The 12,202-nt window shown below is 71.1% G+C and carries 10 protein-coding genes; 7 read left to right on the top strand and 3 right to left on the bottom strand.

Annotation, left to right across the window (positions count from 1 at the left end):
- Nucleotides 1–636: 636 nt before the first annotated feature.
- Nucleotides 637–1,215 carry a GNAT family N-acetyltransferase gene (locus tag CMC5_RS06935; RefSeq protein ID WP_050429667.1) on the top strand — a complete coding sequence of 193 codons (579 nt, stop codon included), beginning with the start codon at nucleotides 637–639 and terminating at the stop codon, nucleotides 1,213–1,215.
- Here the strand turns inward: CMC5_RS06935 and CMC5_RS06930 are convergent.
- Together CMC5_RS06930 and CMC5_RS06925 are read right to left on the bottom strand one after the other, a co-directional pair.
- On the bottom strand, nucleotides 1,212–1,616 hold the full coding sequence (locus CMC5_RS06930; protein WP_050429666.1) for a VOC family protein: 405 nt from the start codon (nucleotides 1,614–1,616) through the stop codon (nucleotides 1,212–1,214). The two genes, CMC5_RS06935 and CMC5_RS06930, sit on opposite strands and share 4 nt — an antisense overlap.
- 18 nt (nucleotides 1,617–1,634) lie before the next feature.
- Entirely contained in the window at nucleotides 1,635–1,973 is a 339-nt protein-coding gene (locus tag CMC5_RS06925; RefSeq protein WP_050429665.1) for a hypothetical protein, read from the bottom strand.
- Nucleotides 1,974–2,330: 357 nt separating this feature from the next.
- On the opposite strand from CMC5_RS06925, the gene CMC5_RS06920 reads away from it, so the two are divergent.
- Entirely contained in the window at nucleotides 2,331–4,064 is a 1,734-nt protein-coding gene (locus CMC5_RS06920; RefSeq protein ID WP_050429664.1) for a mechanosensitive ion channel domain-containing protein, read from the top strand.
- An 89-nt stretch (nucleotides 4,065–4,153) separates the two neighbouring features.
- Here CMC5_RS06920 and CMC5_RS06915 read toward each other — a convergent pair whose 3' ends face one another.
- Complete coding sequence (locus tag CMC5_RS06915) at nucleotides 4,154–5,518, bottom strand: adenylate/guanylate cyclase domain-containing protein (RefSeq protein WP_050429663.1); 1,365 nt, start codon at nucleotides 5,516–5,518, stop codon at nucleotides 4,154–4,156.
- Between the two features lie 197 nt (nucleotides 5,519–5,715).
- Between CMC5_RS06915 and CMC5_RS06910 the strand changes: the two genes are divergently transcribed.
- From CMC5_RS06910 to CMC5_RS47290, 5 genes are all read left to right on the top strand, one after another.
- A complete protein-coding gene (locus CMC5_RS06910; protein ID WP_050429662.1) occupies nucleotides 5,716–6,156 on the top strand; it encodes a hypothetical protein in 441 nt (146 codons plus the stop codon).
- Between the two features lie 146 nt (nucleotides 6,157–6,302).
- Nucleotides 6,303–7,025: a hypothetical protein gene (locus CMC5_RS06905; RefSeq protein WP_050429661.1), complete on the top strand. Its 723-nt coding sequence runs from the start codon at nucleotides 6,303–6,305 to the stop codon at nucleotides 7,023–7,025.
- A gap of 498 nt (nucleotides 7,026–7,523) precedes the next feature.
- Nucleotides 7,524–8,015 carry a hypothetical protein gene (locus CMC5_RS06895; RefSeq protein ID WP_050429659.1) on the top strand — a complete coding sequence of 164 codons (492 nt, stop codon included), beginning with the start codon at nucleotides 7,524–7,526 and terminating at the stop codon, nucleotides 8,013–8,015.
- Nucleotides 8,016–8,101: 86 nt separating this feature from the next.
- Nucleotides 8,102–8,800, top strand: coding sequence for a hypothetical protein (locus CMC5_RS06890; RefSeq protein ID WP_050429658.1), 699 nt, complete (start codon nucleotides 8,102–8,104; stop codon nucleotides 8,798–8,800).
- A 230-nt stretch (nucleotides 8,801–9,030) separates the two neighbouring features.
- Nucleotides 9,031–12,189 (top strand): DVUA0089 family protein, encoded by a 3,159-nt coding sequence (locus CMC5_RS47290; protein ID WP_050429657.1) that lies wholly within the window; start codon nucleotides 9,031–9,033, stop codon nucleotides 12,187–12,189.
- The last annotated feature ends 13 nt before the right edge of the window (nucleotides 12,190–12,202 follow it).

Below are 12,202 nucleotides of genomic sequence, written 5' to 3'. Positions count from 1 at the left end.
TCCGTGGTCCGACCACCCAAGCTTAACTGCATCCCTTCCATGGGATCGACATGTCTCCGACCTCCTTCTCGAACACCCCGGCTTGCTCGCGCGCCCACGCCACGCGCTTCTCAACCTCCATGCTCCTCACGGACGGGTGCGTCGCTTCATTCACATCGGCTTTCTCAGGCTCTCGATCGTTTCCGAGCCATCCCCCCGAGCCCCAGCACCGCGTCGATTCCGTGCTTCACAGCACAGCACCGAGGCACAACACCCCGCATGCTCGTAAGACGCCACCCCCTGCGGCGCCGCTCCGCACCGCGACACGCAGGCTGCTCGCCAGTGCAGTGAAGCGTCTGCGACTCACCAGCGCCGCGCGTCGCAGACCGGTAGGACGCTGGTGCTCGCCAGCTCAGGGGAGACGCTGGTGCTCGCCAGCTCAGAGGGACGCTGGTGCTCGCCGGCTCCTGGTGCTCGCCGGCTCAGGGAAACGTAGGTGCTCGCCAGCACAGTGGAAAGGTCCCCCCTCTCGAAGCACTGCGGACAGAGCGCGGCGCAGAGAGGCTCCCCACCTCGAAGCGCCGCGAACAGAGCGCGACGGATTCCAGTCCCAGCGGGAGCTTGACCGTGCGGAGGGACTCGCGTCCCCTCTCGCGCATGCCGCTCTTCGATCCGTTCCCGGTCCTGGAGACGCCGCGCCTGCGCCTGCGGGCGCTGACGTCCGAGGACTTCGACGTGTTCTTCCGCATCCAGGCCGACCTGCGGGTCATGCGCTACTCCGGCCGCGCGCCGTACACCCGGGAGCAGTGCCAGGAGCACCTGGAGCGCATTCACGCCGGGATCCGCGAAGGCGTCTCGATCCGCTGGGGATTGACCCTGCGCGACACCGGAGAGCTCATCGGCACCAGCGGCCTCTGGAACTGGAACAAGCAGCACCGCTGGGCCGAGACGGGCTACGAACTCACGCCCGAGCGCTGGGGCAAGGGCTACATGCCCGAGGCCCTGCGCGCCATCTGTGGCTACACCTTCGCCCATACGGACATCCACCGGATCGAGGCCCGGATCGACCCGGAGAACACCGCCTCGGCCCGCGTGCTCGAGAAGGTCGGCTTCGTGAAGGAGGGCGTGATGCGCCAGAACTGGTTCTTCGACGGGCGCTTCACCGACACGCCCGTCTACGGCCTGCTGCGGGAGGACTTGCAGGCCCAGCACAAGGACCCGAACGAAGAAGGCTAGCGCCGCGCCTCGCCCGTCTCGCCCACCTCGTCGACCTCCCGCAGCTCGACGGCGCGCCCGTCCGGATCCACCACCACCGCGCACCGACCCCAGGCATCCGCCCGAGGCCCCGAGCGCACACAAGGAGAGGTCTGGGTCAGGGCCGCCAGCGCGCGCTCGATGGAAGGGACACGGAAACCGAGCCGCAGATCCGCGGCACCTTCGGAGGCTCCCGTCGTGCCGGGACGGGCGGGATAGATCTCGACGACCAGCCCGCCCAGCTCACAGGAGAAATGCGTCGGACCCGCGCCATGCTGCTCCTCGACGAACGGGAGCCCCATCGCGCGGTAGAACGCCACCAGACGAGGGACATCGCGGGTGCGCAGGACCAGCAGCCCCAGCGAGATCCCTCCGGTCGGCACGGCCTCGACGGCGACGCCTCAGGGCCCGCGCTTCGGGGCGCAGCGCTTGTTGTACTCCTCGCCGGCGCAGCCCTCGTGCGTGATCTCCTCCCCATCGGGACACCGCACCAGCGCCGCCCGGATGTCCATGCACGGCCGCGCCTCGGGCGAAGACCCGGGCTCGCCCTGGGGAGCTGCCCCGGGAGCCCCTTCGGGGGGTGCAGCAGGCGCCGGCGCCGCAGGGAGGACAGGCGCGCTCTCTGCCGTCGGGGTCGGCGTGGGGGGTGAACAGGCGCCGACAGCGGCCACGAGCCCTCCCAGGCCCGCGAGCGAGATCACGATCCAGGCACGTCCTCGGTGGTTGAGCAAGCTTCGCATGGGATGATGTCCATATCACCAAACCTCGCCTCGCGCGCGAGGCCACGCAGGGTCGAGGCCGTCACCCCCCCTCTCCCCGACCGCGCACCACACCTGCCGCGCACCGCACCTGCCGCGCACCGCACCTGCCGCGCACCGCACCCACCCGAGCGGCTGCCCGACCCACGCCGCTGCTGGCCCGGCGCCTCCGGTCCAGCTCTCCGACAGTCCATCACCTTCGACTTTCCTTCTCCACCACCGCATCCCTCCATCTCCGTCGCGCACACCTCTGGAAACGCACGGATGGGCGTCCCATGACGCCCCTCGGGCGAGCGCGCGGCTTGACCTGCGCGACAGCCGCGGTCGAAGCTAGCGCTCTTGAGGCAACGCGAGCCCACCCCGAAGATCGGCGCCTTGCATGCGGCTGCCCCCCGAAGGGCAGCAGCTCGCGGCCTCGCTCTCTTCGCGCTCTTCGTCCTCCTCACGCTCTCCTCGACCCCCGCCGCCGCCGCTGAGCCGGCGACCCCCAGCGCCCAGCCCGCCCCCGTCCTGCCCGCCGCCTCGACCCCCGACGCCATCGCGCTCCCCACCGCGCTCGCGCCTGCCGCTCTCCAGGCCGATCCCGGCGCGACCGACGACCCCCCGCCGCCGGCCACCGTGCTCGTCATCCGCACCCCGGCGTTCCTCGTCCGCGCCCCCCGGGCCGGCCTCTCGCCCGAGCAGCGCGCCGCTTCGGCCAGCGCCGCCTTGCGCCGGGCTGCGGAGGACGGCGACACCGCCGAGATCCGCGTCGAACAGCAAGGCGTGAACGCCCTCGTCCTCGTGGGCACCCGCCCCATCATCGAGCTCGGCCCCGAGGACGCCCTCGCCGCGGGCGACCCCACCGTCCAGGCGCACGCCGCCCGCATCGCTCCTCAGATCCGCGACGCCCTCCGCAAGGAGCGCTCGCGCAGCGCGACCCTGGTCACCCTCCTCTCGTTCGCGCTCATGATCCTCTCGGGGCTCCTCGCCCTGTTCTTGATCCGCCGCGCCGGCCTCGTCGCCGACGCCATGCGCACCTGGATCGCCAAGCACCCCGAGCGCATCCCGGCCATCCGCCTCCGCTCCATCGAGGTCATCCGCCCTGCCTCGCTCCGCGCCGCCATCCACATCGGCGCTGGCGCCACCAAGGCCCTCGCCCAGATCGGCGTCGCCTACGGCTGGGTCCTCATCACCCTCTCCCTCTTCGAGCCCACCCGCGGCTACGCCGAGCAGCTCACCGGCTTCGTCTTCGGCCCCCTCTACGCCCTCCTCGTCCGGCTCGTCGGCGCCCTCCCCCTCCTCGTCGTCGCCGTCATCGTCGGCATCGCCCTCGTCGTGCTGGTGCGCTTCGTCGGCCTCTTCTTCGACAGCGTCGCCCGCGGCGAGACCGAGGTCGAGTGGCTCCCCGCCGACCTCGCCGCCCCCACCAGCATCCTCGTCCGCGCCGGCCTCCTTCTCTCCTTCTTCATCGTCGCCGCCCCCCTCGTCACCGGCGACGACCAGGGCACCATGGCCCGCGTCGGCATCGTCGCCGTCGTCGCCCTCGGCCTCTCCATCACCCCCTTGCTCGCCTCCATCGCCGTCGGCGCCACCGTCGTCTACGGCCGCAGGCTCCGCGCCGGCGACTTCACCGAGATCGGCAGCCGCGCCGGCCGCGTCCGCGCCATCACCCTCCTCGAGACCCGCCTCGAAGACGAGCGAGGCCACGAGATCCGCGTCCCCCACCTCCTCTGCCTCGTCCACCCCGTGCGCGTCCTCGGCCCCCGGCGCCCCGTCACCGTCACCGTCTCCCTCGCCCCCAGCACCGTCGGCCAGTTCGACGTCATCGACCTCCTCCTGGAAGCCGCCGCCACCGTCGGCGAGACCCCCGAGGCCGACCTCCTCACGTTCGACAGCGACAGCGCCCGCTACGCCGTCTCCGTCATCTCCGACCAGCCGCGCGCCCGCGCCGAACTCACCTCGGCCCTCGCCGAGGCCATCACCCTCGCGGGCATCCCCTTCGGTCGCCCGGCCCTCGCCACTGCCGTCGCCGAGGCCCTCGCCACCCGCGAGCCCAGGAGCATCCGCTCCACCCGCTCCCCGGTGAGCTGACCCTCACGCCCTTCGTGCAGCGTCGGCGCTCTCCCTGCGCCCAGCGTCAGCGCTCTCCCTGCGCCCAGCCTCGGCGCGGCCCCCCGCCTTCACGCGAGCTGGAACAACCGCAGCGGCTCCTTCCGCCCGCGCACCGACATCGGCGGGGTCACGTCGGCGGTCGGCTTCCCGCTCGCTTCCCACACCCGCTCGGTCACGAGCAGCTGCGACCCCAGCTCCTTGTTCAGCGCCTCCACCCGCGAGGCCACGTTCACCACGTCGCCGATGACCGTGTACTCCTTGCGCATCGTCGAGCCCACGTTCCCCACGACGGCCTCGCCCGCGTGGAGCGCGATCCCCACCCGCGTCGGCGGGATCTCTCCCGAGGCCACCCGCGCCTCGATCTTCGCCACGATCTCCAGCCCCGCCGCCACCGCATTCCGGCAGTAGTCCGGGTCCGACAGCGGCGCCCCGAACACCGCCATGAACCCGTCCCCCAGGAACTTGTTCACGATCCCCCGGTGCTCGTTCACGCTCTCGATCATGAACTCGAAGACCGAGTTCAGGTACGCCACCACCTCCTCCGGGCTCCGCTGCTCCGCGAACGCCGTGAAGTTGCGGATGTCGAGGAACATCACGCACACCTTCCGCACCTCGCTCTGCGCCCCGGCCTTGCGCGCCAGCAGATCGTCGACCACTGCCGCCGACACGTGCTGACCGAACAGGTTCACCACCCGGTTGCGCTCCTCGAGCGACGCCAGCGTGTTCACGAACCCGCTCCGCAGCCGCCGCGCCACGAACCCTGCGGCCACACCGCTCACCGCCAGGATCGCCGCCTTGCCCAGGTGGTGCCCCATCGACGACAGCGGCGCGTCCGGGGACGACACCGACCCATCCAGTGCCCCCAGCGCCAGCAGCGCGTACTCCACCGCCGCGACGAAGCCCGTGAACAGGCACAGCTTGAAGTCCAGCCCCAGCGTCGAGAGCAGGATGAACACGAAGTACATGAACACCGGCGGCAGGAGCAGCGCCTCCACCGGGCTCACCACCGTCATGTAGTAGACGATGGCCAGCGTCGGCAGGCTCACCTCGACCAGCGCGTTCAGGTAACGACGAAGCCGCGGCGGCTCTCGCCCGCTCCGGAGCAGCCGCTCCACCGAGTGCAGCGCGAACAGCTCGTAGGTCGCGAACCCACCGAGCAAGAGCCCCACCCGGAGACGATCCATCTCGCCTTGCAGCGCCCACTCCACCTGCTCCGGGTACTGCGTGGTCGCGGCGAGAAAGAGGATCAGCGCGATGCCGGGGATGGCCGCGAGGATCGTCACCCGCAGCCGCTCGCTGATCAGGATCTCTCGCGTCAGATCCCGCTCGAAGGCATCGCGCTGCGCGTCCTGTGCGCCTCCTTGCACGACCGCCTGCGCGCCTCCTCCTTGCGCACCGATCGGAGGGTCGGCCTCGTTGCCGCCGTGGAGCATCCACGAAACGTAGCGGACTCCGCACCAGCTCGGCGAGACCCCCGTGTGCCTCCCTACCCCGAGAGCGGGCGGGAACGCCGCATGCGGGCCGAAACGAACAGGCAGGAACGCTGCATGCGGGCCGGGACGAAGTGGCTACACTGGGGGAATTGCCCTGAGACCCCCTGAGCTGGGCCGTGATCCGAGAGAGCCGTGTCATGAACAGTGAGACCAGCCAGGCCATTGGCCACCACCACGTCGTGCTCGAAGCGCCGGACCTCGTGGTGCTCCGGCTGAAGGGCGACATCACGCTCGAGGACAACGAGCAGATCGTCGTGTGGGCCGACCAGATGGTGGGCAAGTCGCCGCACTTCTGGCTCTTCGACGCGACCCACATCGGTCACATCGGTCCCGTGGTGCGCCGCAAGGTCGCCGAGACCCCCCTGCCCCCCACCTTTCTGGGCGCGGCCGCCTTCGGCCTCGGCTTCCCCCAGCGGCTGCTCGCCACGATGGTGGTGAACACGGTGGCGATGCTGCAGAAGCGCAAGTACCCCCTCAGCGTGTTCACCACCGAGGCCGAGGCGCGGGCCTGGCTCAGGACACGGCGGCCTCGCTCCTCCGCGTTCGCGCCGTCGGACGGCGGCGCGCCCCCGACGTGAGCCCCTCCCGCGTCCGCGCGCGTGACACAAAGTAGCTCAACCCGGACGAGGGTGCCCTGCCCGGCCCGCGACCGCCCTGCGGCGCCGGGTTTTCCCGGGAGAACGCGCACTTCGCCGCTGGCATCACTCCTGCTAAATGCCCGGCCATGAGGGCTTGGAAGAAGGGCTTTGCGTGTCTCTGGCTGGCGCTCGCGGCGGCGGGAGCGTCGTTCACCGGGTGCAGCCTGCAGGAGACCTGCGGCGGAGGCGGTGACGGCGACGAAGGGGCCGGCTGCGAGGGCCCCCTGGACGAGCAGTGCCCGGCAGATTTCAAGAACGAGGCCGAGGGTGAGGTCACCCTGCGGTTCAGGAACGAGAGCGCGGACCCCATCTACCTGGGTCCGAGGACGCGGGCCGCGTGCGGCTTCTTCGATGGGTTCAGCCTGAAGACCGCGAGCGGCGACGACGTGCCGTGGTACTTCGACCCCTGCGAGACCACGTGCGAGACCCTGCACGCCGAGTGCCTCGCCGACTGCGCCGAGCCGCCGGTCTACAAGATCGAGGCGAACGGCTCCATCGACATCCGCTGGAACGGCCTGATCCGGCAAACGCGGGCGCTGTCCTGCGAAGGGGAGAGCCAGACGAGCTGCACGCAGCGCGTGCGTCCGTCGGCCGACCTGGGTCCGCTCACCGTGACGGGGCAGATCTACACCCAGGTGCTGGACTGCAACGCGAACGAGAACTGCGACTGTGAGCCCGTCGCCCCCGCCACCTCCTGCCTCATCCCCCGCGTCGGCTCCAGCGATCGCGTGACCCTCTCGGGCGCGCAGCCCACGACCAGCGCGGCCTACGAGGACGGCCAGGCGATGGTCGAGCTGGTCTTCCGCTGACCGCCACCCCCCGGTGACGGGGCTCAGCCCCTCCTCCTGCGCTCGACGCGCCACCGTGACGAGGCTCAGCCCCTCCTCCTGCGCTCGATGCGCCCCTGTGCCCCGTCACGGTCCCCCATCCTGCGCTCGATGCGCCCCTGTGCCCCGTCACGGTCCCCCATCCTGCGCTCGATGCGCCCCTGTGCCCCGTCACGGTCCCCCATCCTGCGCTCGATGCGCCCCTGTGACGCGTCACGGTCCCCCATCCTGCGCTCGATGCGCCCCTGTGACGCGTCACAGTCCCTCATCCTGCGCTCGATGCGCCCCTGTGACGCGTCACAGTCCCCCATCCTGCGCTCGATGCGCCCCTGTGCCCTGTCACGGTCCCTCATCCTGCGCTCGATGGGCCCGAACGTGCGGTCGACGGCTGGATTGTGGGCGAGCAACCTTCGTAGTACGGTTCCTCAGCTCGCCCTACATGAGCGGCGTGAGGCACCGAGCAGTTCAGTCGGGGTCACCGTGGAGCGAATCAGCAGCGCAGGGAAGGGACGAGAAGGCTTCGAGGCGTCCCCCGAGTCCAGCCCTCCGTCACGCTCGTGGCAGCATGTCGGAGCGCACCTCTTCCAGTTCGTGTCGCCCGACCTCCTCGAGCTCCAGCTCGTCGGTGACATCAGCCCGCACGAGATGGAGCTGATGGGCGACGTCTTCTCCAGGTTCGTCCGCGAGGCCTCCTGGGTCGTGCTGTCGGCCGACGTCTCCCGCCTGGGCGACATCCCCGCGGAGACCCGCCGGTCGGCGTTCGAGGTGAGCGGCATCTGGCTCTTCCACGGCGGTGTGGTGTGGGGCGCGAGCTTCGCCCAGCGGCTCATCTGCGCCACCACCTGGAACGCGGTGAGGATGCTCCGTCGAGGGCAGCACGCGCCTCATCTGGCGAGCGTCGAGACCGAGGCGCAAGCGCAGGCGTGGGTCGACGAGCAGCGCCGCCAGCAGCAGGCCCGCGCGACGCCGTGACCCGGCGCGAGCGCCCTCGGGTCGAGCACACCCTCGGCGAGCCGGGAACTCCCGGGGCTGGCACCGCCCGTGCTATCCCCTCCCGTATGCGCTCCTTCGCTGCGGGTCGGGTGAGCCGAGGGCTGCTCACGTCGGCAGTCCTCCTGCTCACCGCCGGGTGCGACCTGTCGGTCCAGGCGCTCCCCGGACCGGCTCCCCTCTGCGAGGACCACACCGACAGCGGCAAGAGCCCCGTGACGGTGCGGTTCAAGAACCAAAGCCCCGAGCGCATCTACATCAGCAGCCAGCAGAGCTGCGGAGGGCTCGATGCCTTCACGCTGGAGGACGCCTCCGGCGCGCCCATCTCCTGGTACCTCGACTCGTGTCCAGGCACCTGCACCGAGCAAGCAGAGCGCGGAAGCGACTGCCTCACCGTCTGCGAGCAGCCTCCGTTCTTCGGCGTCGATCCCGGCAGCGAGTACACGATGGTCTGGGACGGCACGGTCCTGCGGACGTTGACGATCGAGGCGGAGTGCCACACGACGGCCACGTCCACGCTCGTCTGTGACCAGAAGGTCGCGCGGCCGGATGCGCTGACGATGACGGGGCTGGTCTACACGCAGCAGCGCGGTTGCTACGACGACAGCGGGACCCGCGTGGATTGCCCGTGCGTCCAGGCGCCCGGCGAGACGTGGTGCTCGATCGCGCCGCCCGGCGCGCCAGACGGGGTGCAGCAAAAGACCCAGCCAGCGACCCTCTCGCGCGACCAGAAGAACATCGAGCTGGTGTTCGGCGACGCGCCGTAGCGGGCCTGGACGAACGACGTCGCACTCAGGGTCGGCGGCGCGCCGCGCAGGCGCGGACGGGGGCCATCGTCGCGGGCGTAGCACGTCGCGGGAACGGGCGGGTTCTGGCTTGACGCCCGCCCCAGGCGTTCCTCTTCTAGCCTCGAGAATCAGCGCCCTCGCCGCGCAGCGCGGTCACCGCGGCATCCAAGCTCCGTGGTCGGCAGGGCCAACACCCGAGGATCAGGCGCATGACGTCCTTCGTGAATCGTGCTGTAGCAGCGGTGCTGCTCACCCTGGGAGCCACCGGCTCCATGGGGTGCGAGCTCATCGCGTCCGTGGATCGATCGAAGATCCCTCAAGGCGACGGCGCCGGGGGTACTGGCGGTGAAGGAGAAGGTGGCTCCGGCGGCGCGGGTGGCCAGGGCGGCACCGGCGGCACGGGTGGCACCGGCGGTGAGGGCGGCACCGGCGGCATGGGTGGCACTGGCGGTGAGGGCGGCACCGGCGGCATGGGTGGCACCGGCGGCATGGGCGGCACCGGCGGCACCGGCGGCATGGGCGGCACCGGCGGCATGGGCGGCACCGGCGGCATGGGCGGCACCGGCGGCACCGGCGGCGCTGGGGGTGAAGGTGGCGGCGAAGGGGGTGCTGGCGGCGTCGTGATCCCCGGCTTCTGCGGCGATGGCGTGGTCGGCGCGGGCGAGGCCTGTGACGACGGCAATATCGTCGCCGGTGATGGGTGCAGCGCCACCTGCACGGTCGAGCCCGGGTATGCGTGCAGTGGCTCCCCGAGCGCCTGCGCCACGGTGTGCGGCGACGGGATCATCGCGGGGGACGAGGACTGCGACGATGGCAACCAGGTGAACCTCGACGGGTGCAGCGCCACCTGCCAGGTCGACACCTTCACCGAGAGCGAGCCGAACAACACGGCAGCGACGGCGGACGGGCCGTTCTCGCCCGACGTTCTGGTCCGCGGCGCGATCACGCCGGCGTCGGACCAGGACTGGTACCGGATCGAGGTGCCGGCCACCTCCGATCTGCGGATCGCGACCTACGACGCGAGCGGGTCGCGGACCTGCTTGAACATCGACACGGCGCTGGCCCTGTTCGCGGGCGACGGCACGACGCAGCTCGCGGAGGACGACGACAGCGGCCCCGGGGCGTGCTCGCTCATCGCCGGCGGGGCGGCGTCGCGGCTCGCCGCGGGCGCGTACTACGTGCGGGTCGGCTCGGCGGCGCTGGCGATCCCCGGCTACGAGCTGGTGGTCAGCTACGACGCGCTCTGCGGCGACGGTGTGGTCGAGGGCTCGGAGCAGTGCGATGGCACGCCCGGGTGCGCGCAGGACTGCCAGCGCATCGCGGAGTGCGGTGACGGGTTCGTCGACGGCGGGGAGCAGTGCGACGACGGCAACACGGTCGATGGCGACGGCTGCGACGCCACCTGCCAGTACGAGCTGATCGCGGAGCAGGAGCCGAACGATACGGCGGCGACGGCGAGCGGGCCTCACAGCGCGCCGGTGCTGCTCGGTGGCGCGATCAACCCGGTCGGCGACGTCGACTACTTCGCGATCGAGGTGCCTGCCACGGCGGACCTCCGGATCTCGACCTTCGACGGCAACGGGCCGAGCACCTGCGCGGCCCCGATCGACACGGTGGTCACCCTCTACGGGACCGACGGGACGACGGTGCTGCTGCGCCGGGACCAGGGCGGCGTGAATTCCTGCGGCGCCATCGACTCGCGCAAGGGGAGCGACGCGGCAGCACGGCACGTGCCCGCGGGGACCTACTTCGTCAAGGTCGAGGACTACCTGAACAACGACCTCATCCCGGCCTACACGCTGCTCGTGGAGTACAACGCGCTCTGCGGCAACGGCGTGATCGAGGGCGCGGAGACCTGCGACGGCGGGCCCTCCTGCACGGCGACCTGCGACCGGGTGCCGGTGTGCGGTGACGGGTTCGTCGATGGCCCCGAGCAGTGCGACGACGGCAACACGGTGAGCGGCGACGGCTGCGACTCCTCGTGCATGCGCGAGCTGTTCCTGGAGACGGAGCCGAACGGGACGTCGGCCACGGCGAACGGGCCGGTCACGCCCTACGCGCTGATCCAGGGCTCGATCAACCCGGGCAACGACGTCGACTACTTCGCCTTCACGCTGACCGCGCTGTCGGACGTGCGGATCGAGACGTACGACGGCAACGGGCCAGGCTCCTGCAACAACGTCGACACGTACATCTTCCTGCTCGGGACCGACGGGCAGACGGTGATCGCGTCCGCGGACGACGGCGGGATCGACACCTGCTCGCGCATCTCCGGCACGACGCACGCAGGGGCGCGGCGCCTCCAGCCCGGGACCTACTACGTCGACGTGGAGGACTTCGGGAACAACACCATCATCCCGGTCTACCGGCTGGAGATCGCGGTCACCGCGAGCTGCGGCAACGGGGTCGTGGAGGGCAGCGAGGCGTGCGACGGCGGCCCGGGCTGCACGGCGGACTGCCAGCGGGTGCCGACCTGCGGTGACGGGTACATCGATGGCGCGGAGCAGTGCGACGACGGCAACACCACGCCCGGCGACGGCTGCAGCGCCACCTGCCAGCTCGAGACGCAGCCCGAGGTGGAGCCCAACAACACCGCGGCTGCGGCCGACGCTTCCTCGCTCCAGCTCACGGGCTCGGCGCTGATCACCGGCAGCATCGCGGCGGCGGGAGACCTCGACCTGTTCCGCCTCCAGCTCGCGCAGGACGGGGTGTTCCGGTTCGAGACCTTCGACGGGACGGCGCGGACCTGCGTCAGCATGGCGACCACGCTGCGGCTGTTCGACGCGGCCGGGGTGGCGCTCTACGACGACGACAACAGCGGGGTGTCGACCTGCTCGGCCTTGATGGTGCACCTCGAAGCCGGGACGTACTACGTGCAGGTGGAGGAGCGCGGGAACGACGCAGCCATCGCAGCGTACGCGCTCCAGGTGGCCCAGGTGGCGAGCGGCGGCGCCGAGGCCGAGGTGAACGACGTGCTGAGCATGGCGAACCCGCTGACGGGCGCCGAGGTGTACGTGTTCGGCGGGCACCTCGACAACGAGGACTCGGACTTCTTCGAGATCAACGTGCCGGCGGGCAAGTCGCTGCGCGCGGAGATCATCGAGGGCGACGCGAAGACCTGCGAGTCGGGCGAGGCCGACAGCTACCTGGTGCTGTACGACGCGGCCGGCCAGGAGATCGGGTTCGACGACGACGGCGGCCGCGGGTTCTGCGCGCGGATGGACGGCATCGGGACCCCGGCGCACGACCCGTTCGCGGGGGCGCTCTCGGGGAGGTACTACCTGCAGGTGCTGGCCTCGCCGTTCGTGCAGGAGCCCGGCGATCCGAACGGGCAGTTCGACTACCGCCTGGCGGTCACCATCCGCTGAACGAGCGCGTGAC

This window comes from Chondromyces crocatus, assembly GCF_001189295.1.
In the GTDB taxonomy this organism is placed as follows: Bacteria; Myxococcota_A; Polyangia; order Polyangiales; family Polyangiaceae; genus Chondromyces; species Chondromyces crocatus.
The sequence above is the reverse complement of the archived record's forward strand: the minus strand, read 5'-3'. Positions and strand labels throughout refer to the sequence as shown.